This is a genomic window from Cupriavidus sp. 05N38 (assembly GCF_056397345.1).
In genome coordinates, this window is record NZ_JBFTNF010000061.1 from 18,957 (window position 1) to 43,413 (window position 24,457).

The 24,457-nt window shown below is 60.4% G+C and carries 20 protein-coding genes and 3 pseudogenes; 19 read left to right on the forward strand and 4 right to left on the reverse strand.

Annotation, left to right across the window (positions count from 1 at the left end):
• Nucleotides 1-112: 112 nt before the first annotated feature.
• The 10 genes and pseudogenes from AC1DK4_RS31900 to AC1DK4_RS31945 form a co-directional block, all read left to right on the forward strand.
• Nucleotides 113-1,291 (forward strand): ABC transporter substrate-binding protein, encoded by a 1,179-nt coding sequence (locus AC1DK4_RS31900; protein ID WP_441622613.1) that lies wholly within the window; start codon nucleotides 113-115, stop codon nucleotides 1,289-1,291.
• A 95-nt stretch (nucleotides 1,292-1,386) separates the two neighbouring features.
• A complete protein-coding gene (locus AC1DK4_RS31905) occupies nucleotides 1,387-2,778 on the forward strand; it encodes an amidohydrolase family protein (RefSeq protein ID WP_441622615.1) in 1,392 nt (463 codons plus the stop codon).
• Between the two features lie 1,212 nt (nucleotides 2,779-3,990).
• The gene (locus AC1DK4_RS31910) at nucleotides 3,991-4,896 is read left to right on the forward strand and encodes an SDR family NAD(P)-dependent oxidoreductase (protein ID WP_441622646.1); all 906 of its coding nucleotides are present in this window, start codon (nucleotides 3,991-3,993) and stop codon (nucleotides 4,894-4,896) included.
• A gap of 60 nt (nucleotides 4,897-4,956) precedes the next feature.
• Nucleotides 4,957-5,835: a MaoC/PaaZ C-terminal domain-containing protein gene (locus AC1DK4_RS31915; protein WP_441622617.1), complete on the forward strand. Its 879-nt coding sequence runs from the start codon at nucleotides 4,957-4,959 to the stop codon at nucleotides 5,833-5,835.
• 350 nt (nucleotides 5,836-6,185) lie between these two features.
• A complete protein-coding gene (locus tag AC1DK4_RS31920; protein WP_441622619.1) occupies nucleotides 6,186-7,058 on the forward strand; it encodes a branched-chain amino acid ABC transporter permease in 873 nt (290 codons plus the stop codon).
• The gene (locus tag AC1DK4_RS31925; protein WP_441622621.1) at nucleotides 7,051-8,088 is read left to right on the forward strand and encodes a branched-chain amino acid ABC transporter permease; all 1,038 of its coding nucleotides are present in this window, start codon (nucleotides 7,051-7,053) and stop codon (nucleotides 8,086-8,088) included. The genes AC1DK4_RS31920 and AC1DK4_RS31925 overlap by 8 nt, the downstream gene beginning before the upstream one ends.
• The gene (locus AC1DK4_RS31930; protein WP_441622623.1) at nucleotides 8,081-8,839 is read left to right on the forward strand and encodes an ABC transporter ATP-binding protein; all 759 of its coding nucleotides are present in this window, start codon (nucleotides 8,081-8,083) and stop codon (nucleotides 8,837-8,839) included. Before AC1DK4_RS31925 ends, AC1DK4_RS31930 begins: the two co-directional genes overlap by 8 nt.
• Before the next feature lie 2 nt (nucleotides 8,840-8,841).
• Nucleotides 8,842-9,546, forward strand: coding sequence for an ABC transporter ATP-binding protein (locus tag AC1DK4_RS31935; RefSeq protein ID WP_441622625.1), 705 nt, complete (start codon nucleotides 8,842-8,844; stop codon nucleotides 9,544-9,546).
• 175 nt (nucleotides 9,547-9,721) lie between these two features.
• A pseudogene (locus AC1DK4_RS31940) lies at nucleotides 9,722-9,997 on the forward strand (ATP-binding protein); the annotation flags it as partial.
• Nucleotides 9,998-10,267: 270 nt separating this feature from the next.
• A pseudogene (locus AC1DK4_RS31945) lies at nucleotides 10,268-10,402 on the forward strand (biotin/lipoyl-containing protein); the annotation flags it as partial.
• Between the two features lie 96 nt (nucleotides 10,403-10,498).
• Here AC1DK4_RS31945 and AC1DK4_RS31950 read toward each other — a convergent pair.
• Nucleotides 10,499-10,693, reverse strand: a complete 195-nt coding sequence (locus AC1DK4_RS31950) for a hypothetical protein (RefSeq protein WP_441622627.1) — start codon at nucleotides 10,691-10,693, stop codon at nucleotides 10,499-10,501.
• A 1,322-nt stretch (nucleotides 10,694-12,015) separates the two neighbouring features.
• Between AC1DK4_RS31950 and AC1DK4_RS31955 the strand changes: the two genes are divergently transcribed.
• From AC1DK4_RS31955 to AC1DK4_RS31975, 5 genes are all read left to right on the forward strand, one after another.
• The gene (locus AC1DK4_RS31955) at nucleotides 12,016-12,960 is read left to right on the forward strand and encodes a LysR family transcriptional regulator (protein WP_441622629.1); all 945 of its coding nucleotides are present in this window, start codon (nucleotides 12,016-12,018) and stop codon (nucleotides 12,958-12,960) included.
• A gap of 626 nt (nucleotides 12,961-13,586) precedes the next feature.
• Nucleotides 13,587-14,045, forward strand: a complete 459-nt coding sequence (locus AC1DK4_RS31960) for a (2Fe-2S)-binding protein (RefSeq protein WP_441622631.1) — start codon at nucleotides 13,587-13,589, stop codon at nucleotides 14,043-14,045.
• A gap of 1 nt (nucleotide 14,046) precedes the next feature.
• Nucleotides 14,047-16,248, forward strand: a complete 2,202-nt coding sequence (locus AC1DK4_RS31965) for a xanthine dehydrogenase family protein molybdopterin-binding subunit (protein WP_441622632.1) — start codon at nucleotides 14,047-14,049, stop codon at nucleotides 16,246-16,248.
• 32 nt (nucleotides 16,249-16,280) lie between these two features.
• Nucleotides 16,281-16,595 carry a c-type cytochrome gene (locus AC1DK4_RS31970; RefSeq protein ID WP_441622634.1) on the forward strand — a complete coding sequence of 105 codons (315 nt, stop codon included), beginning with the start codon at nucleotides 16,281-16,283 and terminating at the stop codon, nucleotides 16,593-16,595.
• A gap of 105 nt (nucleotides 16,596-16,700) precedes the next feature.
• The gene (locus tag AC1DK4_RS31975; RefSeq protein WP_441622648.1) at nucleotides 16,701-16,904 is read left to right on the forward strand and encodes an XdhC family protein; all 204 of its coding nucleotides are present in this window, start codon (nucleotides 16,701-16,703) and stop codon (nucleotides 16,902-16,904) included.
• Nucleotides 16,905-17,244: 340 nt separating this feature from the next.
• Here the strand turns inward: AC1DK4_RS31975 and AC1DK4_RS31980 are convergent, their stop codons facing one another.
• From AC1DK4_RS31980 to AC1DK4_RS31990, 3 genes are read right to left on the reverse strand one after another with little or no spacing between them, the layout of a single operon-like run.
• Nucleotides 17,245-18,930 (reverse strand): electron transfer flavoprotein-ubiquinone oxidoreductase, encoded by a 1,686-nt coding sequence (locus AC1DK4_RS31980; protein WP_441622636.1) that lies wholly within the window; start codon nucleotides 18,928-18,930, stop codon nucleotides 17,245-17,247.
• Nucleotides 18,930-20,093 (reverse strand): acyl-CoA dehydrogenase family protein, encoded by a 1,164-nt coding sequence (locus AC1DK4_RS31985; protein WP_441622638.1) that lies wholly within the window; start codon nucleotides 20,091-20,093, stop codon nucleotides 18,930-18,932. Before AC1DK4_RS31985 ends, AC1DK4_RS31980 begins: the two co-directional genes overlap by 1 nt.
• Nucleotides 20,094-20,134: 41 nt before the next feature.
• Nucleotides 20,135-21,289 (reverse strand): acyl-CoA dehydrogenase family protein, encoded by a 1,155-nt coding sequence (locus tag AC1DK4_RS31990; RefSeq protein ID WP_477132011.1) that lies wholly within the window; start codon nucleotides 21,287-21,289, stop codon nucleotides 20,135-20,137.
• Between the two features lie 516 nt (nucleotides 21,290-21,805).
• Between AC1DK4_RS31990 and AC1DK4_RS31995 the strand changes: the two genes are divergently transcribed.
• The 4 genes and pseudogenes from AC1DK4_RS31995 to AC1DK4_RS32010 all read left to right on the forward strand — a co-directional run.
• Nucleotides 21,806-22,189 carry a cupin domain-containing protein gene (locus AC1DK4_RS31995; RefSeq protein WP_441622642.1) on the forward strand — a complete coding sequence of 128 codons (384 nt, stop codon included), beginning with the start codon at nucleotides 21,806-21,808 and terminating at the stop codon, nucleotides 22,187-22,189.
• A gap of 49 nt (nucleotides 22,190-22,238) precedes the next feature.
• Nucleotides 22,239-23,423 carry an NADH:flavin oxidoreductase/NADH oxidase gene (locus AC1DK4_RS32000; RefSeq protein WP_441622644.1) on the forward strand — a complete coding sequence of 395 codons (1,185 nt, stop codon included), beginning with the start codon at nucleotides 22,239-22,241 and terminating at the stop codon, nucleotides 23,421-23,423.
• Between the two features lie 208 nt (nucleotides 23,424-23,631).
• Nucleotides 23,632-24,034: pseudogene (locus AC1DK4_RS32005) on the forward strand (transposase); the annotation flags it as partial.
• A gap of 264 nt (nucleotides 24,035-24,298) precedes the next feature.
• Nucleotides 24,299-24,457: biotin carboxylase N-terminal domain-containing protein (locus tag AC1DK4_RS32010; RefSeq protein ID WP_441643574.1), on the forward strand; the 159-nt coding region annotated here is incomplete at its 3' end.

A 24,457-nucleotide genomic window follows, 5' to 3' on the forward strand; every position in this document is an offset into this window, starting at 1 on the left:
CTTCTGTGGCGGGTGTGGCGCTTCGATCTGCCAAGGCGTTGTCGAAAGGCACGCATGAGGCGGGCGGTAGAGTAGGACCCAAAAATGAGGCCAGTGGCCACAGGAGACAAAAATGCACTTCCTTCGAACCAGCGGCATTGCATGCGGCGCCCTGGCAGTCGCTATGCTCGTCAACAGCGCCGCCAACGCGGCCGATCAGTTGAAGATCGGTTTCATCGGGACGCTCTCCGGCACGAACGCCACCATGGGCAACCAGTTGAGCGACGGCTTCCAACTCGCGATCGAGCAGGCCGGTGGAAATCTGGGTGGACTGCCCACACGCGTCATCAAGGTCGACGATCAGCAGAAGCCGGATATCGGCCGGCAGGAAGCCAACCGGCTGATCGAGTCGGAGAAGGTCCAGTTCATCGTAGGCGTACCGTTCTCGAACGTGTTGAACGCGGTGTTCACGCCAGCTGTGCAGAAAACGATCCTGATCGGCATGGCTGGCGCGCCATCGGCAATCGCCGGCGCGTCCTGTTCACAGTACTTTTTCTCGAGTTCGTGGCAAGGCGACACGCTCGCGGAAGCCGTTGGTACCGCGCTTGAGCGCAAGCAGGTTAAGCGACTCTATGTGATGGTCCCCAATTTCCCGGGCGGCCGCGAGGTTGTGGCCGGGCTCAAGCGAAAATTCAAGGGAGAAATCGTCGGCGAGATCTATACGCCGCTGACGCAACTCGATTTCGCTCCGGAGTTGGCGCAGCTTCGCACGGCAAAGCCTGATGCGGTCTTCGCATTCTTCCCGGGCGGGCTCGGTATCCAGTTCATCAAACAGTACGCGCAGTCCGGTCTCAAGGATGCCGTTCCCTTGTACACGGCCTATACGATCGATGCCAACACGCTTGGCGCCATGGGCGAGGCTGCAGTGGGTGTGCGCACCGCCGAGTTCTGGGGCGCCTCAATGGACAACCCGGCCAACCGGCAGTTCATCGACGCCTTCCAGAAACGGTACAAGTACGCGCCATCCTCCTACGCAGCCCAAGGTTACGACGCCGGTCGAATGCTTGACGCAGCCATTCGACAGGCGAACGGCAGCATTGATGACCGCGCGGCCATGGCTGCTGCGCTCAAGTCGGCGAAGTTCCAATCTGTGCGTGGGGACTTCCGGTTCAACAACAATCATTTCCCAATACAGGACTTGTACGTTGGCGAAATCGTGAAGTCCGCGGACGGCGTGCCCACGATGAAGCTTGGCGAGCGCGTGCTACACGACTACGGCGATGCCTATGCGGCTTCCTGCCCGTTGAAGTAGCCATACGAAGCATGATCTCACGGCGTTGGCGGCGCTCCCCCAGCGGGAGGGTCGCCAACGTCGCTTCACACCCTAATCCAACTAGACCTCGCATCATGACCCTGCAAGAAAAGCGGACGCTGCTTCGCGGCGGCACGATCCTTACCGGCGACGAGAAGCTTGGTGAACTGCGCCGCGGCGATCTCCTGATCGAAGGCACTCGTATCGCAGCCATTGCTCCCAACATTCCGGTCGACGGTGCCGAGATCGTCGATGCCGACGGCATGATCGTCATCCCCGGCTTCGTCGACAGCCATAGGCACACGTGGCAATCGCTGCTACGCGCAGTGGGCACCGACTGGACGCTGGGTCAGTACTACACTGGCATGCGGTTGACGATGGGTAAGCTGTACACCCCGCAGGACATGCAGCTCGCCAACTACCTTGGCGCACTAGAGTGCCTCAATGCCGGCATCACGACACTACTCGACTGGTCGCACAACAACAACACGCCCGACCACGCGGACGCGGCTATTGCCGGTTTGCGCGACGCCGGGATTCGTGCGGTGTGGGCGTATGGCAACGGCAATGACGAATGGATCCCGCCCAACGACAAGCCGTCCAACCTCAACGATGTGCGTCGCGTGCGTATCGAGCATTTCTCCTCCGAACGCCAACTGCTGCGCATGGCGTTCGCGGCGCGCGGCCCGGAGTTCACGCCGATCGACCTCACCGAGAGCGAGTTTCGCTTCGCGCGCGAACTCGATATTCCGGTCACCGTACATGTTGGCGTCGGCCGCTGGTCCGCCTGCAAGCCTATCCATCAGTTGAACTCTCGCGGGCTCCTGTACGAGAACACCAACTACGTGCATTGTTGCACGCTCCCCGACGACGAGCTGCGCATGCTGGTCGACAGTGGGGGTAGCACTTCGCTTGCGCCGGATACCGCTCTCAACGAGGGGTTCGGTGACCCGCCGACGTTGCGCCTGCTGGCCATGGGGCACGAGCCGAGCCTATCGGTCGATGTGGTGTCATCCGCCCCGGGCGACATGTTTGCGGCGATGCGCCTGCTCCTCAGCACGACGCGCGGCAATGAAGCTCGCCGTTTCCTTGCAGAAAACCGGGACTTCGACCCGATTCCCCTGACCAGCCGACAGGTCTTCGGATTTGCCACCCGACAGGGCGCACTTGCCTGCGGATTCGGTGACCGCGTGGGAACGTTGGTTCCGGGCAAGGAGGCCGACGTCGTGCTGCTCAACGCGAGGGATATCAACATGATGCCGCTCAACTATTCGTACGGAAACATCGTCGAATCCGCGCATCCTGGCAATGTCGACTCCGTCTTCGTTGCGGGCCGCGCCGTCAAACGCCATGGCAAGCTCGTCGGCGTCGACCTCGACGGCCTATACCGTCGCGTCGTGGCCGCAAGGGACGGCTTGTTCGAAAAGGCCGGATTGGCGTGCGATCGGCACTGGATGCCGGCGCCTCTCCCCAAGCCGGACCTCTAGTCGAAGGAATGCCGGAGGCCCCTGATCCTGGAAGTTGCGCAAGTCTTGGTAGCATGCGGCCAGGCGACGGCGTTCGAAGCCGTGTTGGTCGAAGCCATCCGCCAAAGTCTGATGCCGGCGAAGGGGTTTATCCTGCAGCGTGCGCCGCGGCATCGAGGCCCCTCTACGGCATCTTGGGCAACGCTGCGCTAAATGCCCCCGTCGTGGGGATTCGCGCCGTCAAGGTCGTGCGTTACACGACGCCTGATCTGGCTGGTTCCCGGACCACGGCGCTGGTCGGCCTGGGCGGCGTGCCGGGCAACGCCGGGGCATCGTCTTACGTTTCCGCAAATGCGAGCTACGCGCGCGGTGACGCTCACGCGACAAGCGCGTACCTCTCAGGAAAGTACGCGAGCCGTGCCCGGGCGGCGCAGAATCAGCGTATCGGATTTGTGTACGCCTTAAATCCCCTTGTAAGGGCCTACCTCCCATACGCTGGCGTGTGCGCGTGATGCATCTCGATCTACAGGCGGGTCAGTCAACGCAACGTTCGCTCCCCTGCGTTTGCGCTCCCCGCCGCGCGGCCTGAAGGTGTGTGGGGTAGTTCAGATCGATCGGCCTGGCTCGTATCCCTCGCAGACCAGCCCGTCCGTCCAGCTCGGCGCGCACTGCTTCGCGCTTAGTGAATCCGTCGTCGTGCAGAGCGCAAGAACTTAGCATAAGAACCATCGTCGCCACTACAGCGCCTGATGGAATCTAGGTATTCACGTTTCACTCGAGATAACTGTTGGCTGGGCGCGCCCATTCGCCGCAAGCTTTCTGCTGATTGTCGTTCACGTGCATTTGGAGGGTAGGCTGCACCGAGGACGCCTTCAGCGACACGCTCCGTCGAATCTGCCCAACGCGCGGAGCCACTGCAAGCGCAACGACGCCGAAGAAGTTCCGTGCTTTAAAAGCCCGCATTCAACCACGCGAACGATGCTGCCGGCGCAAACGGGCGGCCGATCGATCCCGCGTCACGCTATCAGCATCTCTTTCGAAGTACGGAAGGACTGTTTTTGGTTCATTGACACTCAGGCAGCTCGCCGCCATTGTGGAACTCCTTGCAATGCCGGCGCGCTATTCTTGTTCCACTTTGCTAGTGGCGCCTTGCGCCCAATGCTTTAGCGCAAGGCATACCGTGCGCCAGCCTTTATTTTCAAAACGATGGAGATAGCTATGACTGAAACAGACATGATGGCCGGCAAAGTGGTCATTGTTACCGGCGCCGGTGGCGGTATCGGCAGGGACATCGCACTATTGATGGCCCGCTATGGCGCACGCGTACTCGTCAATGACATCGGCGCGGCCCTTGACGGCGCCGGCCGCGATACAACGCCGGGGCAGCGCGTGGCGCAGGAAATCGTGGCAGCGGGCGGGGAAGCTGTAGCTGACGCGCAAAGCGTTGCCGACCCTGGCGCCGGTGATCGGATCGTTACCCATGCGCTTGACGTATTCGGCCGCGTAGACTGCGTGGTCAACAATGCGGGAATCCTGCGAGATCGCTTCTTCCACAAGATGACAGACGAGGAGTGGGATGCCGTCCTCAAGGTGCATCTGTATGGCACGTTTAGCCTCAGTCGGGCCGCGGCGGTACATTTCAAACAGCGGGAAAGCGGCGCATTCATCCACATGACATCGACCTCTGGCCTGATCGGCAATTATGCCCAGGCCAACTACAACGCCGCCAAAATGGGTATCGCTGGTCTCTCGAAATCGATCGCGCTCGATCTCGAAAAGTTCAGCGTTCGCTCGAATTGCATCGCGCCGTTCGCGTGGAGTCGTATGGTCAGTTCGATCCCGATCGACACGCCTGAACAGGCCGCGCGCGTCGAGAAGATCAAGCAAATGACTCCGGCCAAGATTGCACCGCTCGCAGTCTACCTCGCAAGTGACGCGGCGCGCGACGTCAACGGGCAGATCTTTACTGTACGTAACAATGAGATCTTCCTAATGAGCCAGCCTAGGCCCGTGCGTTCCGTGCATCGCAGCGAGGGTTGGAGTCCGGAATCGATTGCCGTCCATGGCATGCCGGCGCTCAAGGCATCGTTCGTGCCCATGGAGCGCTCGGGTGACGTTTTCAGTTGGGATCCTACATGACGTTCGACGGCGCCCCAGCTTTCGCCGCCGTCCACCTTGCCACATTCACAGGATCTCTCCATGTCGATTGACTACCATTCGCTCAAGGCTTGGCCGTTCGAGGACGTTGAGCACCACTATTCCGAACGCGACGCGATGCTCTATGCGCTGAGCGTGGGTTATGGCCATGACCCTCTGGACCGTAACGCGCTGACGTTTACCTACGGACCATCCCTGCACGCTGTGCCGACCATGGCAGCAGTACTAGGCTTTCCCGGTCAGTGGATGAAGCACCCCGCTGCCGGCATCGACTGGGTAAAGGTGGTGCACGGAGAACAACGCATCCGGCTGCATCGCCCCTTGCCGAAGTCGGGAACGATTATCGGCCGCTCCCGCATTAAAGCCGTCATAGACAAGGGCGCGGGCAGGGGCGCCCAGGTCCTAATCGAACGCGATGTCGTCGACAAGGCCACGGGAGCACTTCTGGCTAGTGTCGAGCAGTTGAATTTCTGCCGGGGGGATGGCGGCTTCGCCGAGCGGGGCCAGCCCAGCGACGTGCCCTTGCCGCCTGTGGAAAGCGTACCGGACTCGTCGCCCGATATCGTATGCGATCTGCCGACGCGCGCGGATGCGGCGCTCCTGTACCGTCTCAATGGCGATTCGAACCCGCTGCATGCTGATCCTGATGTGGCGGACGCGGCAGGATTTCCACGTCCGATCCTACACGGGCTTGCCACTTACGGCATTGCCGGCCACGCGATCCTCCGTAGCGTCTGTGGTTACGATCCGCTGCGGCTGCGCATGCTATTCGCAAGGTTCTCGGCGCCGGTGCTACCCGGCGAGACAATCCGTACCGAGATTTGGGTCAGAGACAGAGGCAGCCCGACAATTGCCTTCCGTGCCAGAGTGCTCGAACGGGATGTCACAGTCCTCAGCAACGGTGTTGCCGAAGTGAGGTGAGCGCCTTCGTCTCAGTCGATATCGGCTTTCTCACGTGCTCGCCGGCCCAAGCCGCGGGCACTGTGGCGTGGGCACAATTCCGTACTTTGGACGGACAATCCGACGTTCGGGGCGGACTCCCCCGAAACCCTGAGAATACGTCCAACGGCGCATTCGCCATAGTCTATCGATGCCATGTGTGCAGGGGCTCCCCCCCGAACGCAAGATGTCTTCCGCACTACGCTTATCAAAGTACGGAACACATGGCGTGGTTTGATTGACCTCCTCGGCAATCATTGCCATGCTAAATGCATAAATAGAAGGGATCGGCTCCTCCTTCCAAGGTGCCGATCGAACTCACGGAGTGAGACATGACTTTAAACTTACTAGTCGAACAGGCGCTCAATGGCGCGCAGTTCGGCGTGATGCTGTTCTTAACGTCAGCTGGTCTGACGCTCGTATTCGGCATCATGAATCTTATCAACCTGGCGCACGGTTCGCTGTACATGGCCGGCGCCTATGTCGGCGCCAGCGTGCTAGCGGCAACGGGCAGCTTTGCTCTGGCGATTCTGGTGGCGGTGCCAAGCGCCGCTCTCCTCGGCATGTTGATCGAGCGCGTGCTGCTCCGCTGGTTCTATCGACGCAGCCACCTGGACCAGACGCTGGCGACCTTCGGCTTGATCATGGTTGCCAACGAGGCAGTACGCATGATTTGGGGTGCCACCCCGATGCAGATGACGCTTCCGGTAGCGTTGCAAGGGTCTGTGGAACTCCTGCCAGGTATGCAGTATCCGGTGTACCGCCTCGTCGTGCTCTCGATTGGCCTGTTAATTGCCCTTGCCCTTTACCTGATGGTTGTGCACACGCGCGGAGGGATGTGGGTTCGCGCCGGCGCCAGCGACCGAGTTGCCGCATCTGCTCTGGGTATCAACGTGGACCGGGTCTTCGCCATCGTCTTCATGGCGGGCGCCGCGCTGGCCGGCCTGGCCGGCGTCATGGCCGGGCCCATCCTGGCGGTGCAGGTAGGGATGGGCGAGCCAATTCTCATTCTAGCCTTGGTTGTCATTGTTATTGGCGGTGTCGGTTCCATCCGCGGCGCCTTCATCGCCGCATTGCTCGTCGGCATCGGCGACACGTTCGGCCGGGTGCTGCTCAGCCCGGCGCTCGGGTCGATGTTCATTTACATGATTATGGCTGCCCTGCTTGCCTGGCGCCCCACCGGACTCTTTCCCAGCCATGCTTGACGTAACCTCTCCCATCCTGCGCCCAGTTCGCCCTCACGTTCTGCGGACGTTGCCGAGCCTTCTGATCATCGTGGCTCTCGCCGTGCTACCGGTGCTCGCCACCGCGTTTGACCAGCCCTTCCTGGTTCGCGTCCTAACCCGGGTCATGGTGTTCGCGGTAGCAGCGGTATCGCTGAACGTCCTGCTCGGATTCGCGGGCTTGATAAGCGTGATGCATGCAGCCCTATTCGGGATCGGTGGCTATACGATTGCCATCCTAGCGAGCCACGTTGACATGCCGCTGACGATCTTCGGCCTGGCATTCAAGGGCACAGACAATCTTCTGGTCTCGCTCCCAATCGCGATGCTCGTGTCCGCCGCCGTGGCCGGGGTATTGGGCATCGTGGCCCTGCGCACGCGCGGTGCGTATTTCATCATGATCACGCTCGCCTTCAACCAGATGATTTACTACTTCTTTGTCTCGTTCGACGCCTACGGCGGCGACGAGGGCTTGCAGATCAGTTCGCCGCTTCGTTTGGGGAGCTTGCCTCTGGAAGATCGCACGACGATTTACTACCTGTGCCTAGGCGTCCTTCTCGTCGTGCTGGCCGGTGCCTCGCGCCTCGTCCAGAGCCGATTCGGTACCGTGATCCGGGCCGCCATGGGTAACGAGCGGCGCGTGGCGGCCGTGGGAATTTCCCCGACGCGATACCAACTGATGGTCTTCGTTATCGCTGGCGCGGTAGCCGGCCTTGCTGGCGTGCTCCTCGCGATCTCACAGCAGTTCGTCAGCCCAGCGGACATGGCATGGACCCGATCTGGCGAACTTATCGTGATGGTCGTACTAGGCGGTATGGCCACCGTGTGGGGACCGGTAGTCGGCGTGGCCCTGTATGTCGTGGTGGAAACGCTCCTTTCGGGACTCACTATCCATTGGCAACTTCCCTTCGGGATTCTCATCATCCTCATGGTCCTGTTTCTACGCCACGGCATTGCCGGTGTACTTACGGCAGTAGGGACTCACAAGGGGGAGAAACGTCATCATGCATGAGTCGATGCTTTCCGTTACCAAATTGCGCAAGCGCTTTGGTGGACTTCAGGTCACGAACGGACTATCACTTGACGTCTGGCGCAACGAGTTTCATGCCCTGATCGGTCCGAATGGCGCCGGCAAGACCACCTTGATCAACCAACTCCATGGAACGTTCTTCCCGGACGCAGGCGATATCCAGTTGGACGGAGTAGACATTACCCGTCTGCCGGTACACGCCAGGGCCACACTAGGCCTGGCTCGGTCATTCCAGATCTCGTCGGTCATCCCTGACTTCACGGCCCTGCAGAACGTGGCGCTAGCAGTGCAGGCGGGCACCGGCCACAGTTTCCGCTTCTGGCGACCGACGCGTGACGATGCCACCCTCCTCGCGCCGGCCCGCGAAGCGTTGCATCTGGCAGGCCTGGAAGCACGAGCCGACACAGCAGCGGTTAACCTTTCGCACGGCGAGCGCCGTCAGCTCGAGATTGCCATTGCCCTGGCAATGCGCCCCAAGGTCATGCTGCTCGACGAGCCGATGGCCGGCATGGGCCAGAACGAAAGCCGACAGCTGGTGGATCTCCTGCAGCGTTTGAAAGGGGAATACACCATCGTTATGGTTGAACATGACATGGACGCCGTTTTCGCGCTGGCTGACCGACTCAGCGTACTAGTCGCCGGCTCGGTTATCGCTACTGGCACGCCAGACGACATCCGACGCGACGCATCAGTACAGGCCGCCTATCTTGGCCATTCGGAACCTCGGAGTTAAAAATGCTGCTTGCTCTGCAGAATGTTTGTGCCGGGTATGGGGATGTCCCAGTGCTGTTCGATGCGTCACTCGTCGTTCAGGAAGGCGAGGCTGTAGGCCTGCTCGGGCGTAATGGCATGGGGCGTACCACCCTAATCAACGCTGTGCTCGGCATCTGCCCCCCAAGCGGGGGCCAGATCACGTTCCGTGGTGCTCGTATCGACGCCCTGGCGCCCCATCGCATTGCGCAGCACGGCATCGGCATCGTACCGGAGGGGCGGCGCATCTTCCCCAACCTCAACGTCCGGGAAAACCTGCTGGTGGCGGCCCGCCACGGCCGTCGTCCGGGTGCCTGGACGCTCGATCGCGTTCTCGCCTTCTTCCCGCGACTGCGCGAAAGGATGTCAAATCCTGGCAACCTCCTTTCTGGTGGCGAACAGCAAATGCTCGCGATCGGGAGGGCACTGCTGACCAATCCCGCCTTGTTGATTCTCGACGAAGCGACGGAGGGGCTGGCGCCGCTCATCCGCGAGGAGATTTGGACAATCCTTCGGCGCCTCAAGAAAGAAGGGATGTCGATGATCGTCGTCGATAAGGACGTCGATGCGATCTGCCGAGTCGTTGATCGGCACTACATCATGGAAAAAGGCCGGGTAGCGTGGCAGGGATCCAGCGACGATCTGATGCGCGACGAAGCGCTACGCAAGAGCTATCTTTCGGTCGCTTGAGTGGCGATAGTGGAAGCGGGCTTTGTCACGTTGGCGATTCGATGACGCAACGTCACAGAGAACACGAGTTTGCTCTCACGAAGACTTCAAACGGCAACTGTCACGGGGCGATTCCCATGGGATTGACTTGGAAGCCCGGCGTTGGCGACTGGGCGTTGGAGGCCGGCGATGCTGCGCTGGCGCCGTTTTCCTTCGTAGCGCTGATTCTCTGCCGGATGACATTGAGGAGGCCACGAAGCTGGCGGCGGGCATCGGCTATCCACTGATGCTTAAGGCTAGCTGGGGCGGAGGCGGCCGCGGCATGCGGGCGATTCGGCAGGAAGTGGAACTGGCCGACGCTATCACCGCGGCCCGGCGTGAAGCAAAGGCGGCCTTCGGCAACGACGAGGTGTACCTCGAGAAGTTCATCGTGAGAGCGAAGCATGTGGAGGTCCAGATTCTCGGCGACACCGAGCAAGTTGGGTATTCCTACTCACTTCCACACTCACGATACGAGCGGCGTGGCTGCACCGTCGGTGCTGGCGGCCGTGGAGGTGGGGTGGATGCAGTCGACAGCTCCACGGACTCCATGAGCGGGCTGACGTCCCAGCCAAGCCTGGGTGCCAAGCTTGTCGCGGGGGCAAGGATGGCCACCGCGGGCAATCCAATGCTTGTTGGCACGCCGATGCAAGGCGCCGTGATAACTGTCAGCGTCAGGGTCGGGTAGGTTGTCGCCAAGGGTGAAACCGTAGGGGCAATTGAGGCGATGAAGATGGAGACAAGCGTCGTGACCGAAGTCGGTGGGACGGTGAAGGAGATTCTCGTGCAACCAGGCGCTCAGGTTCGCGCTGGCCAGCTGCCGATTGAGTTGCAGTAGGACGTTCCAGTTTGAAAAGGGCTGCGGCACGCTGATGCTGCTGCCTAAAATTCTTCTGGCATTACTTCGGGTCCTCCATAAGCCATCGACATACAACTACAGCCCGTCCTCCCGCAGGCGGGAGACTGTCTGCAATGAAACGCCAAACCAGTCGTAGAAGGACGACTCAAGGTCGTGTGGACCCGCCCAGCCGATGCGGTCTTTCAGTTCGGCGATAGATAAGTTGAATTGCATCGACTCGAACAGCGCACGCATCAAGCGCTGCGTCCTGCATATCTGGGTGAAAGCCATGCCTCTGGTGAAAAGGGCGCTTCGAATGCGCTGGGGAGTTGTATTGAGGGCCTGCGCAACCACTTCGGCTGTCCAATTCCGCGTCGGGTCGTGGAATACAGTTCCAGATATCATGTCCCGTAACCATGGCGCCCCAGGCGAGTCCCCTAGCATTCCTTGAGTGATAAGGAGGCCGACTTCACTGTGCGCCTTGCCGCTGAGTTCCAGGCTGCAATTGGTCGCAGAGAACGCGTTGCCTGCAAGGTGCAGGTCAATGGATTCGAAGGCCGGGACTTCGATGGCATGGCCGGTCTTTAGGGGGCGCTCAAAGCCGCGTCTCGTTAGGCTGTGGTCACCGTGAGCCGGTGAAATCCTTAGAGGGAAGGCTGGCACGAGTCTACGGAGGGACACCCGGGAACGGCAACGAATTTGGATACGCATGGAAACCTCTAAATCCTGTTCTGTTTCCAAATCTTCGTCACAATCCCAAATGGCGTAAATTTGATTCTTCTGAACGCACCGTTCGGATAACTGCCGAAACCCAGCATTCTGTGTGAGCGAACGGCTATTCCGAACTTTCCCAGATGGAAGTGGCCTACCCCCGTACAGAGTGGGGACCTTGGAAACAGACTAGGGGACGCTCATGGACACCGTCACGCTGAAAGGAGTGGGTTGGTAAGTCAACCGAGTCCCAAGACGAAATAATTGCGTTCCCCGTCAAGGCGCTCTCCGCGACCCGCGACCGTGAGGAGCGAGTACAGGTTCCCGGCGATCCACTGGCCCCTCGTTGGTACCGGCTGTACATTCTGCCGCCGGTGCCGCTTCAGCGCTGCATGTGGGCCGGTGGACGATTGCGGTCCCTCCGCGTAGTGAGGTTGTATCGAAGAAGTCCACCATACTGGACGTGGGCGCCGAAACGGGAGGGACGGGGTCACTGGCTTTCGTTGCCGTGGAGAGTACTGCGCGCCCCAAGGCCTTCGGTTAGCCGAAGCGCAAGACATCGGGAAGAGGCCTCTCAAATGCGTCACCGGCGCCGCTCGTTGCGAGCGCGATCGAGGAATGGCCTCGCAAAATGGGGCCCGACCCGGTGCTTCTGCTCCGATTCTCTACCTTGACCTTCAACGGACACAGGATTCACTACGAGCGCCCGCGTGGAACCGCCTTTTTGGATCTCAGCCCGCGTCGATAAGTGTCATAATTCTGCCTCCGTGGTTGCGCACCAGAGCATAGTGGCATGGCCGGAAAAGCGACTGTCGGAGCGGTCGCCCTGAGAAACTGTTCATCCGCAAATATGCCGGCCGGTCGCCCGAGGCTTGGCCGCTGGCTACCAATATGGGCTCTCCATGGACCGTCTGCAAGCAATGCAAGTGTTTCGACGCATCGTTGAAACGAATAGCTTCACTAAAGCTGCCGAGACGTTGGGGCTGCCTGCATCGACAGTAACCAGTATCGTAAAGAATCTCGAGGCTCACCTGGGTGTCCGACTGCTTCAGCGCACCACGCGAAGGCTGAGCGTGACCTCCGATGGCGCCACATACTACGAGCATTGCAGACGGATCATTGACGCTATCGACAGCGCCGAGGCCGGCTTCCCCGGCGTAGCTGGCAAGCCAGCCGGCAAACTCAAGGTCGACGCCCCCACGTCGTTGGCCAGGGCGGTCTTGATCCCGGCACTGCGGGACTTTCGGCGGCGTTACCCCGATATCGAACTGACGCTTGCGCTGGGAGACCGCCCTGTCGATATCGTTCACGAAGGAGTCGATTGCGCGATTCGAACCGGTGTCCTGGCGGACTCGTCCACCCTGGTTGGGAGGCGGCTCGGCAGCTTTGAATGGATTGTTGCTGCATCGCCCACCTATCTCGACGCTTTCGGCGAACCCATGGACCTTAGTTCGTTGCGTGACCATGAGGTTGTCGGCTATACGCTCAGCCAGACCGGCCGCCCCATGGAGTGGGATTTTGTCGTGGATGGAGAGCCCCAGCATTTCCAGCCCACGGGCCACTTATTTGTGAACGACACCGAAAGCTATATTGCCTGCGGCGTCGAAGGGCTTGGCATCGTTCGTGCGGGGAATTTCCTGATGCTGCCACATATCGAGGCAGGACGCCTTCGTCGGGTGCTGGCTGGGTATGCATCGCCCCGGGTGCCCGTTTCGATGCTGTATGCCCGCAACCGGCACCTAGCGCCTACAGTGAGGGTCTTCTTCGATTGGGCATTGGCCTTGTTCACCGCGTCGCCCCTTTTCAATCCCCAAGCTCGAGGCTTGACTCGTAGCGAGAAAGGCTGAGGCCGGGGTTGCATTAGACCAATGTGTCACTTGGCGAGACGCATCACCGCTCGCTATTCGGCTTCAAGGATTGCGTCGGAATCAATGGTGGTTTTCGGGTCACTAGATCGCCCGCAAGCATCCATTCTTACTTGGCCGCGAACGCGAGGCTACGTCGGTCTTCCAAGGGATTCGTCTGCTCTTTCCGGACCACAAGTATGCTCCACGACTGCGTTGTGAATCCCTTGCTCCTCGTAGAATGCCACAGCTCCCTTTGCTGAAAGTATGGGTGCAGCTCCCGCTGATTTAGGACTGACGTAACGCCTACTACCCCTCGACGGGAACTACGTTGACAGGCAATCGATGATTGCCTGTACGAAGACCCCGCAAGCCTGGCTACACAACCGGCGGGTGCCACATAGGCATATTTTCTCCGGCAATTCTCGAAGGTGAAAGTAGGTTGCCGAGCTGGCCAGGACCGGGACCCGCAGCGGTATCGAACGTCCCGTAGTCGCCGCCATTGGCGCCATGTCATCCACTCGTCGATTCTTCGCCTACCCGGAATTCTGATCGCAGCTAGAGCTACTTTATCTTACCGTGCGTCGGCCCCCAAAATTCGTTCAATTTTCCCCGGCCCAGGAGCGACCATGACTCACTTCACTTTGAACGGCAAGCCAATAGACATGGACGGCGACCCAGAGATGCCTCTGCTCTGGGCGCTGCGCGAATCCCTGGACCTGACAGGTACAAAGTTCGGTTGCGGTATGGCGTTGTGCGGCGCTTGTACCGTGCTCGTGGATGGCTCGCCCGCCCGTTCGTGTCAGACCCCAATCGCCAATATTGCCGGCCGCGCCGTCACTACGATCGAGGGAGCAAGTGGCAAGGTCGCCGTGGCTGTTCAGCAGACGTGGATCCGCTTGGACGTGCCGCAGTGCGGCTACTGCCAGTCCGGCCAGGTGCTGGCCGCAACGGCGCTGCTGACGGTGAACAAGCGCCCGACGGACGACGACATCGACGCGGCGCTGAGCGGCAACCTGTGCCGTTGCGCCACATACCAACGTATCCGCGCGGCGGTGCACGAGGCCGCGAAGGCACTGGAGGCCTAGTATGCATATTCCTAAGATCTTTTCCGAACACAAGCCGCAGAACGCATCGCGCCGCCGCTTCCTTATCGGCGCCGTGGCGGTCGGGGGCGGGCTGGTCGTCGGCTTTCATAACGTGCCCGCGATTGGCTCATCGGGATCCGATGCGGCCAAGGTGGCCGGAGAAGCGATGAGCAACCCGTTCGCGGGTTACGTGAAGATCGACGCCGACAACAAGGTGACCGTGATCGCATCGCAGTTCGAAAGCGGTCAGGGAATTTGGCACGGAATCGCCACATTGGTGCAGGAAGAGCTCGATGCCGACTGGGCCGATATCGACGTTGTCGGTGGCTTCGGCAACCCGGCGCTGTACAGCAACAAAGTGCTCGGCATGCAAGCCACAGGCGGGTCGACCGGCACATCCATTTCGTTCGATCGCTACCGCCAGGCTGGCGCCGCCGCCAGGGCGATGCTCGTCGCTGCGGCAGCGCAAGCGTGGCACGTGCCGGCCGCCGAGATCCGCGCAGCTAAGGGCGTGCTGACGCATACCTCGGGGAAGCACGCAACCTACGGCAGCCTGGCCGCTGCCGCGGCGAAGCTGCCACCGCCGGCGACGGTTGCGCTGAAGGCACGAAAAGATTGGGTCTATATAGGGAACGAGACCCTACCACGCTTCGACACGCCGCCCAAGGTCAACGGCAAGCTGAAGTTCGTCATCGACGTGAAGGCTACAGGTATGTTGACCGCGGTGATGATCCATCCGCCGCTGTTTGGCGCGCGCCTTATCGGTGTCGATGCGAGCGCGGCACGCCGATTGGAGGGCTTCGTCGACGCCATCGAGACACCGCGAGGCGTCGCCGTAGTGGCCGATCATATGTGGACGGCACTCAAGGCGCGCGACTTGGTCAAGGCAGAATGGGACGATAGCAAAGCGGAGAAACGCGGCTCCGAGGAGATCATTGCCCAGTACCGCCTGCTGGCCGCCCGGGGGGGAGATGCCGTTGCGATAGAAAAGGGCGACGTGAATCTAGCATTCCGTGAGGCGGCGAAGGTCATCGAGGGGACCTATGAATTTCCTTTCCTGGCGCACGCTCCGCTCGAACCATTGAATGCCGCTGTTCGCATGAATGCAGACGGCACGCTCGAGGTCTGGGGCGGGCACCAGTATCAGGATACCTATCAGGCGCTGGTTGCTGAACTCGCTGGCGTCCCGCCGGAGAAGGTGATCCTGCACGTTATGCGAACGGGAGGCAGTTTCGGCCGCCGCGCTGTATTCAATGCCGACGTGATCTTCGAGGCGGTGAGCGTGGCAAAGGCGATGGGCTTCAAGGCGCCAGTCAAGGTGCAGTGGACACGCGAGAACGACATGCGCGCGGGCCAGTACCGGCCGATTTACCTGCACAAGTTCAAGGCCGGCATTGACGCGCAAGGCAAGCTGATTGCTTGGCGGGACACGATTATCGGGCAATCGCTATGCGTGGGCACTCCGTTCGATGTATGGATCAAAAACGGCGTCGATCCCACAACCGTCGAGGGTTCGGCGACGATGCCGTACGCGGTGCCGAATCGCCGCGTCGACGTAAGCGCTCCGCAGTTGGGCGTGCCGGTGACCTTTTGGCGCTCCGTCGGTATGAATCATGCTGGCTACGCTGTGGAATGCTTCTTCGACGAGGTGGCCGCAGCCGCCGGCAAGGACCCGCTGCAGTATCGGCTCGACCTGCTCGGCGAGCATCCACGCCAAGCCGCGGTGCTCAAGCTGGCTGCCGAAAAGGCAGATTGGGGCAAGACCTTGCCCGCTGGGCGCGCGCTTGGGCTGTCGATCACCGAAACATTCGGCACCGTCGTCGCGCAGGTCGCTGAGGTCTCGAACGACAACGGCAACCTCAAGGTCCATCGTATCGTTTGCGCAATTGACTGCGGCATTGTTGTAAGCCCGGACCAGGTCCGAGCGCAGATGGAGGGCGGTATCGGTTTTGGCCTCGGTGCGGCGCTCAAGTCGGAGATCACCCTTGACAAAGGCACCGTAGTGCAGGGCAACTATGGTGATTACGATGTTCTGCGCCTGCACGAGATGCCTTGTATCGAGGTGCACATCGTCAAGTCCGATGCCCCGCCGACTGGCGCAGGAGAACCAGGCGTGCCCGGTGCCGGTCCCGCTGTCGCTAACGCACTGTTCGCGTTAAGCCGCAAAGCGCACCGTGTGCTTCCCCTCCTGCGACACACTTGAGCAACCATTCCCTAGATCATTCAGGAGGCATCATGAGCACGATACCCAAGTTGGTCACCGCGATCACGTTACTTGTCGCGCTTCCTAGCGCGCAATCGCAGGACTCCGCGGCGTTGGCGCAGAAAAGTAACTGCATGGCGTGCCACGCAGCAGACAAGAGACTTGTTGGCCCGTCCTTCGCGGAAATTGCCGCGCGCTATAAGGACAAGCCGGATGGCCTGGCCGCCGTTGCGACAAGCAATCGCCAGGGCAGTAAAGGAACCTGGGGCGGCATGCCGATGCCCGCCAATCCAGGCGTCAGTGGCGAACAAGCTGCCGAGTTGGCGAAATGGGTGCTCGCGCGATAGCTCACGAGCGAGCGGTAGACGCAACGCCGGATGGCGCGCGCTCTCTGAAGGTGTCAAGTCACGGAACCCGTTGATCTCGACATCCTGCGTGCCTGCCGGCGGCGGCTGCGCGAACGACAGAAGCTGGTGCTGGTCACAGTTGTCTGTACCTGGGGCTCATCGCCCCAGCCACCGGGAGCAATGGCAATCCGGGAAGACGGCATGGTCGCAGGCTCCGTATCCGGAGGATGCATTGAGGACGACCTGATCGACCAAGTGCACCATTTCGGCGTAGAGACACTAACTGATGCTGGATCCCGACCCGCTTGACCAGATCGTCGAGCGCCTGGGTCAGAGGATTACAACGCGGCGCACAGTAGAGCTGACCACGGGTCGTGCCACGTACTTCGACGGTGCGCCTCAAGAGGGGATCGAATGTGACGGAGGCCCTGACCACCGTGCTTGGCCCTGCCTGCCGCTTGATCGTGATCGGGGCAGCCCAGCTTTCGCGATACCTCTGTCAGGGTGCAGTCAGCTTGGGATTCGATATGACGGTTTGCGATCCTCGCGAGGAGTACTTTGCGGGCTGGAACGTGCCAGGCGCTCGCCTGCTACGAGGCATGCCGGACTACGAAAAAACGACAGCCTTGCGGTGGGCCTAGCCGGACCATCACATGTTTGAATAGTTCGGTCCGCCGCCACCCTCAGGCGTTCTCCAAACAATGTTTTGCGATGGATCCTTGATGTCGCAGCTCTTGCAATGCAAGCAGTTCTGCGCGCTGACGACCAGTCTGTGCGTCGCGCCCACCGAACCTGTTCCGCCCGATTGCGCGAATTCGTAAACCGCAGCCGGGCAATAGCGTGATTCCGGACCTGCGTAATGGCGAAGATTCAACGCGACCGGCGTCATGCTACTCTGCAACACCAGATGTTCCGGCTGATCCTCAGCATGATTGGTGTTTGAGAGGAGGACGGACGAAAACCGATCGAACGTCAGTTTGCCATCCGGCCGGGGATAGACAATCGGCCGATGATGCTTGGCCAGGTCGAGCGTCTCGTGATCGGCATGTCGGTGCCTAAGCGTCCAAGGTACTCGACCGCCCATGAGTTTCTGCTCAATGCCCGTCATCAGTGCTCCTAGGTAGAGCCCCTTGCTCATCCATTGTCTGAAGTTGCGGGCGCGATGCAACTCTTCATAGAACCACGACGCGCGGAATGCTGCGGGATAGGCGCTGAGCGTATCGGAGGAATAACCGGCCGAAACGGCGTCGAATGCTGCGTCTGCCGCCAGCATTCCTGTCTTGATCGCGGCATGGCTGCCCTTGACGAGTGCGGGGTTGAGAAATCCGGCGTCGTCGCCAGCCAAGGCGCCGCCGGGAAATACGAGCGTCGGCAATGCGGTCAGGCCACCTGCGGCGATCGCACGCGCTCCGTAAGCCACACGCGTCCCGCCTTCGAACAACGTTCGGATAGCGGAATGTGTTTTGTATCGCTGGAACTCCTCGAAAGGCGAAAGCCACGGATTTGCATACCCCAGCCCCACAATGAATCCGACCGCAACCTGGTTGCCCTCTGCATGGTAGAGGAACGATCCGCCATAGGTGTCCCGCTCGAGCGGCCATCCGGCCGTGTGCATGACGAGTCCTGGCCGGTGCTTCGCTGGATCGATGTTCCAGAGTTCCTTGATGCCGATCCCATGAACCTGTGGGCTGGCGTTGTCCCGAAGCCCGAACTTAGAAGTCAGTTCGAGGCCCAAGTGGCCGCGCGCGCCTTCGCAGAACAGCGTATATCTCGCATGAATCGTCACGCCGCGCTGGAAATTTTCGCGGGCCTTGCCATCACGGCCGACTCCCAGGTCTCGGGTGGCAACGCCCTTGACCGAGCCATCATCGTGATAAAGGATCTCGGCCGCCGGAAACCCAGCGAAGATCTCGACACCGAGCGCCTCGGCCTGTTTTCCCAGCCAGCGAACAACGTTGCCGAGGCTGACGACATAGTTGCCCTCGTTGCGCAATATGCGGGGCAGCAGCCAGTCTGGCACGCTCACCGACGTCCTTTTAGTGAGGAACAGGAACCGATCTTCGCTGACTGGCACGTTGAGCGGTGCACCCATCGACTTCCACTCAGGCAGCAGTTCGTTCAGCGCACGCGGGTCCATGACCGCTCCGGAGATGATATGGGCGCCGATCTCCGAGCCTTTCTCCAGTACGCACACGGCGATGTCGGTACCTGCTTCCCGGGCGCGCTGTTTGAGCCTTATAGCGGCTGACAGGCCCGCCGGACCGCCGCCGACCACGACGACATCATATTCCATCGTCTCGCGAGCCGCGCCTGCTGTCTCTGCTTGTGTTGCCATCAGAAGGAGCGTGGCAGGCCGAGTATATGCTCCGCAACGTAGGAAAGGATCAGATTGGTCGAGATCGGTGCGACCTGGTACAGGCGCGTCTCGCGGAACTTGCGCTCGACGTCGTATTCACAGGCGAAACCGAAGCCGCCGAACGTCTGCAGGCAAACGTTGGCCGCCTCCCAAGAGGCTTTCGCGGCCAGGTACTTGGCCATGTTCGCCTCCGCTCCGCAAGCGGAGTGTGCATCGAACAATTCACAGGCGCGAAAGCGCATCAAGTTAGCGGCGCTGACTTCGATGTAGTTCTCGGCGATCGGGAATTGCACACCCTGATTCTGTCCGATTGGCCGGTCGAAGACGATGCGCTCTCCGGCGTACTTCGCTGCGCGATTCAGGAACCACCAACCGTCGCCAATGCACTCGGCCGCGATCAGCGTGCGTTCGGCGTTGAGGCCGTCGAGAATGTAGCGAAATCCCTTACCTTCCTCGCCGATCAGGTTCTCCGCCGGAATTTCCAGGTTGTCGAAGAACAGCTCGTTTGTTTCGTGGTTAACCATGTTGGTAATCGGACGTACGGTCAGTCCGCTGCCGATCGCGTCGCGCAAGTCCACCAGGAAGATCGAGAGGCCTTCGGATTTACGCTTGACCTGATCCGCCGGCGTCGTGCGGGCGAGTAGGATCATGAGTTCGGAGTGCTGCACGCGCGAGATCCAGACCTTCTGTCCGTTGATCACGTAGCGATCGCCCTTCTTGATGGCAACGGTCTTGATCTTCGTGGTGTCGGTGCCTGTCGTCGGCTCGGTCACGCCCATTGATTGCAGCCGCAGTTCGCCCGACGCAATACGTGGCAAGTACTTCCGCTTCTGCGCTTCGGACCCATGGCGCAGGAGAGTGTTCATGTTGTACATCTGACCATGGCAGGACCCGGAATTGCCGCCATTGCTATTGATCTCTTCCATAATCACGGATGCTTCGGTCAGGCCGAGACCGGAGCCACCATACTCCTGGGGAATCAGTGCGGACAGCCAACCGGCCTTGGTCAGCGCCTCGACGAACGTCTCCGGATAGCCGCGCTGCTCGTCGATTTTGCGCCAATACTCGTCGGGATAGTCGGCGCACAGGCTTCGAAGGGCGTCACGGATTTCCTGGTACTTGTCTTCGGTAGGGAATTTCATCGTCGTCAATGCATGGTGGAGAGGTTGGGCGAGTCGAGGAATCAATGTGCGGCGTCGCGAATCATGTTGCGGGCGATCACGAGTTGCTGGATCTGTGTCGTTCCCTCATAGATGCGGAAGAGCCGGACGTCGCGATAGAAGCGCTCGATGCCGTAGTCGCTGACATAGCCGGCGCCGCCGTGGATTTGCACGCATCGGTCGGCCACGCRTCCACACATTTCGGAGGCGAACAGCTTGGCGCATGACGCCTCGGTGCTCACGTTCTCACCGCTGTCCCGGCGGCGGGCGGCATCGATCACCATGCAGCGGGCGGCGTAGAGTTCGGCGCGGCTGTCGGCAAGCATGGCCTGAATCAACTGGAAATCGGAGATCGCTCGGCCGAACTGCTTGCGCTCCATGGCGTATCGCAAGGTGTCGTCGAGCATGCGCTGTGCGACTGCCACGCAGATCGCGGCGATATGAATGCGGCCCTTGTCGAGAACCTTCATGGCCGTCTTGAAGCCCTTGCCCTCGATGCCACCGATGAGGTTGGCAGCCGGCACGCGGCAGTTCTCGAAGATGACGTCGCACGTATGCGCGCCCTTCTGCCCCATCTTTTTGTCGCGCTTGCCGAAACTGATGCCGGGTGTGCCCGCGTCCACGATGAACGCCGAGATGCCGGCCGCACCCCGTTCTTCCGGATTGGTGCGCGCCATCAGCGTAAAGATACCGGCATGCGGCGCATTGGTAATGAAGCGCTTCGTCCCATTTACCACGTACATGTCGCCTTCCCTGCGCGCCATCGTGCGCAGCGATGCCGCGTCGGAGCCGGATTCGGGTTCAGTCAGGGCAAACGATGCGATGATCTCGCCCGTAGCCAGCCGAGGCAGGTAGCGCGCCTTCTGTTCGTCGGTGCCATCAAACAGGATACCTTGGGAGCCGATGCCGACCGTGGTGCCGAGCAGTGATCGAAAGGCCGGCGAGGCATAGCCCAACTCGAACATTGACAGCACTTCTTCTTCCATCGTCAACTCGAGGCCGCCATAGGCTTCCGGGATGGTTAGCCCGAACAGCCCCATTGCCTTCAGATCCGCAACAATGTCGTCGGGAATTTCGTCAGCTTCCGCGACACGTTCCTCATTCGGGATGAGGCGCTCGCGGACAAAGCGCGCGATGTTGTCGCGCAGGACGTTCATCGTTTCGATATCACGGATCATAGTCGTCAACTCAGTAAATCAAGTAATCATGCTGCGTTGTGGATTTCCAAGCGTCAACAAGTCGGCGCGCTTTGTTCCGTACTTCGACAGACGCGTATCCCGGCGCTCGATGGTGCACTGGCACATGAGGGCCGACGCTTTCCCCGCGCAAAAAGGGGCCGCCTCCCACGTGCGGTGTGGCCCAACCCGTTGCTGGTGGACACCTTGGCGATACTGGATGCGTCTGGCCAATTACGCGCACGTCGTCAACACCATCTGACTAAGCGATAGAGYCTCTGTGCGCCGCATTTCAAATAGTTACCACCATTGATTTCGAGGTACGGAACGTGCTGTGGTGGTGCGTTGACTTGTCCGTGCCCGCGTATCAGGATGGAATGCAGAAGTGCGTAGCTGCGGAAGCGTTCGCCGTTACGGATGCGACTACACCCCCCCTCGCCGGCGGTATCGCCAGTAACGGTTCCGTTGCACGCGCCGGATTCCAATCCATATCACTCGGGACGATGAGGAGTTACACCCATGAAGATGCCGCGTGCGCATATCGAGATGATGGCGCTTTCGCAAGATGAAGGCTGGTGTGTGTTGGATGGATTTCCGGCTGGGCTCGAGGTGAGAGTGCTGGCCGACGACCTGGACGAGGCCGCCCAATGCGGCGCCCGGACACGGCTTGTCCGGTTCGCTCCTGGTGCCGTCACGCAGGGCACGCTGGTGCACGGGTATTGGGAAGAGGTGTTCTTGATATCGGGAGACCTCCAAGCGCTCGACGAGTCCCCGCGGCTCTCATCGAACGCGGTCCCGCCGTTACATACATACTCGTGCCGGCCTCCCGGTACCCCGCACGGCCCTTTCGTTTCGCGGCGCGGCTGCATCCTGTTCGAAGTGCAGTATTTCCTGCCGCGCTGATGTTCCCATCCCATTCTTTCTAACTAGATCCTCAACAAGGAACCTTGAAATGTCCGGACTATTCGACTCATTGACGCTGCGCGGCGTGACGCTGCGCAACCGGATCGGGGTGTCCCCGATGTGCCAATACAGTGCAGTGGACGGGTATGTCAACGCCTGGCACCTGGTTCACCTGGGCTCCCGCGCCGTGGGTGGCGCCGGGCTCGTGATGACCGAAGGTACCGCGATCGTGCCCGAGGGGCGTATCACGCCATCCGATCTCGGCCTCTGGAAGGACGATCACATTGCTGGCCATCGAGATCTCGTCCGATTCATCGAAGCCCAGGGAGCCGTGGCCGGCGTGCAACTCGCGCACGCCGGGCGGAAGGCGTCGCGCGTGCCGCCTTGGGAATCCGACCCGGGACAGACGCAAGGTAGGCCGTTGACGATCGAAGAAGGTGGATGGGAGCCGGACGGCGCCAGCCCGCTCGCCTTTGATCACGGATACACCGTACCGCATGAACTGACGATCCAGGAGATTGAGCATGTGGTCGATGAGTTTGCCCTTTCGGCGCAACGCGCCGGGGAAGCGGGATACCGGTGGATCGAAGTGCATGCCGCGCATGGTTACCTCCTGCATTCCTTCAATTCAGTGCTATCGAACCATCGGACGGATGCCTACGGCGGTTCGCTCGAAAATCGCTGTCGAATCACTCTCGAGGTGGCTCGCGCGATACGCCGGGTCTGGCCGGCCGACCGGGTGCTAGCCTTCCGGCTGTCATACACCGACTGGGTAGAAGGCGGGTGGAGTGTCGAAGAGACGATTGAGCTTGCTCGCTGGCTCAAGGATGAGGGTGTGGACCTGGTTGACGTTAGCTCGGGCGGAGCCGTGCCCCATCCGACGATTCCGGTCGGACCGGGCTACCAAGTACCCGGCGCTGCGGCGATTCGCGAAGGAGCAACGATGCCGGTCGCCGCAGTCGGCTGGATCGACAAGGCCGAGCAGGCCGAGGCGATCCTGCGGGAGAAAAAGGCGGACATCGTTATGATGGCGCGCGAAATGCTGCGGGACCCCTATTGGCCACTTCGCGCCGCACTGCAACTGGACCGCACCGAGGAAGCTCGCATGCCCGTCCAATACAATTCCGCCTGGGCACATCTTGGCGCCTTCAGCTTCGATCCCATTACGGCACCGAGAATCACGAAATCGGGGATCGAAAAAGTGGACGGCGCTCGCCGCAATGCCCTCGCATAACCATGATCATGGGCAAGCGCCCGCATGCCCATCTGGGTAGTCCGCCTGCGGGGGGCCACCCAGACGGAGCGCATCGACATTGCCACATTACTGAGGCGGTCGTAGAGCGAAGTAATTTCGTCACTCCGGAATCCGGTTGGATCCCGCCTTTTATATAGAAGTCTGGCCGGTTAATTGACAATATTGCTCGAACTAATCGCGAATGACAGCCGATTGGCATGGAGAGTACAAGCGCAATGGCACATTGAGCCACTTTGCCGCGTTGAATACGGCCACCGGAGACGTGCTGCGCAAGACCGCGGCGCGTCACATCTGCGAGCAGTTCGTGGCGTTTCTGACCTATATTGTGGCCCTCAGCACGGTGGTCAGGAAATCCACGTGATCTGTGACAACGTGAGCAGCCACAAGACGTCGCACGTCCAGGACTCCTGCGGGCTCATCGATGCGTACACATGCACTTCACGCCCACCTATTCGTCCTGGCTGAGCAAGGTGGAGAATTGGCTATCCCGCATCCGGCGTGACGTAATTAGTCGCAGCATCGTTACTTCGGTGAATGACTTGGACCGGCCTGCGCTGCGCGCAAGAAGTAAAACCGTCGCCACAATTTAAAAACTGGATTCAGTATTTAAAAAATAAATGCACGCGGCAGATATGCATTCTTGTGTTAAGAAAAAAGCAATAGGATGCAGTTTTATGCGTGTTGGCCAGTTCCTGTGGATGGAAGGGCTTGTTCTCAGGCTGTGCTCCTATTTCTGGTGCCGTATTTATTGCATAGTGTTGACTCCAGTCGTGTGGATGACTTGACATGAAGCGCTTCTCTCTGACATTTCGTTGTCATGCGTAGTGCACGGCAACATAGTTTCCTGATGCCCCATGGACTACACCCCGATCAAATCCCTGCTGATTGCCAACCGTTCCGAGATCTCCATCCGCGTGATGCGCGCGGCTGCCGAGATGAATATCCGGACCGTGGCGATCTATTCGAAGGAAGACCGCCTCGCGCTCCATCGCTTCAAGGCCGATGAGAGCTAC

Excerpts from the sequence above, each read along its gene's own strand:
- AC1DK4_RS31955 (WP_441622629.1), top strand. The coding sequence starts at position 12,016 with ATGGACCGTCTGCAAGCAATGCAAGTGTTTCGACGCATCGTTGAAACG.
- AC1DK4_RS31960 (WP_441622631.1), top strand. The coding sequence starts at position 13,587 with ATGACTCACTTCACTTTGAACGGCAAGCCAATAGACATGGACGGCGAC.
- AC1DK4_RS31915 (WP_441622617.1), top strand. The coding sequence starts at position 4,957 with ATGTCGATTGACTACCATTCGCTCAAGGCTTGGCCGTTCGAGGACGTT.
- AC1DK4_RS31920 (WP_441622619.1), top strand. The coding sequence starts at position 6,186 with ATGACTTTAAACTTACTAGTCGAACAGGCGCTCAATGGCGCGCAGTTC.
- AC1DK4_RS31905 (WP_441622615.1), top strand. The coding sequence starts at position 1,387 with ATGACCCTGCAAGAAAAGCGGACGCTGCTTCGCGGCGGCACGATCCTT.
- AC1DK4_RS31950 (WP_441622627.1), bottom strand. The coding sequence starts at position 10,693 with ATGGCTTTCACCCAGATATGCAGGACGCAGCGCTTGATGCGTGCGCTG.
- AC1DK4_RS31910 (WP_441622646.1), top strand. The coding sequence starts at position 3,991 with ATGATGGCCGGCAAAGTGGTCATTGTTACCGGCGCCGGTGGCGGTATC.
- AC1DK4_RS31900 (WP_441622613.1), top strand. The coding sequence starts at position 113 with ATGCACTTCCTTCGAACCAGCGGCATTGCATGCGGCGCCCTGGCAGTC.
- AC1DK4_RS31925 (WP_441622621.1), top strand. The coding sequence starts at position 7,051 with ATGCTTGACGTAACCTCTCCCATCCTGCGCCCAGTTCGCCCTCACGTT.
- AC1DK4_RS31985 (WP_441622638.1), bottom strand. The coding sequence starts at position 20,093 with ATGAAATTCCCTACCGAAGACAAGTACCAGGAAATCCGTGACGCCCTT.
- AC1DK4_RS31930 (WP_441622623.1), top strand. The coding sequence starts at position 8,081 with ATGCATGAGTCGATGCTTTCCGTTACCAAATTGCGCAAGCGCTTTGGT.
- AC1DK4_RS31935 (WP_441622625.1), top strand. The coding sequence starts at position 8,842 with ATGCTGCTTGCTCTGCAGAATGTTTGTGCCGGGTATGGGGATGTCCCA.
- AC1DK4_RS31965 (WP_441622632.1), top strand. The coding sequence starts at position 14,047 with ATGCATATTCCTAAGATCTTTTCCGAACACAAGCCGCAGAACGCATCG.
- AC1DK4_RS31980 (WP_441622636.1), bottom strand. The coding sequence starts at position 18,930 with ATGGCAACACAAGCAGAGACAGCAGGCGCGGCTCGCGAGACGATGGAA.
- AC1DK4_RS31995 (WP_441622642.1), top strand. The coding sequence starts at position 21,806 with ATGAAGATGCCGCGTGCGCATATCGAGATGATGGCGCTTTCGCAAGAT.
- AC1DK4_RS31970 (WP_441622634.1), top strand. The coding sequence starts at position 16,281 with ATGAGCACGATACCCAAGTTGGTCACCGCGATCACGTTACTTGTCGCG.
- AC1DK4_RS32000 (WP_441622644.1), top strand. The coding sequence starts at position 22,239 with ATGTCCGGACTATTCGACTCATTGACGCTGCGCGGCGTGACGCTGCGC.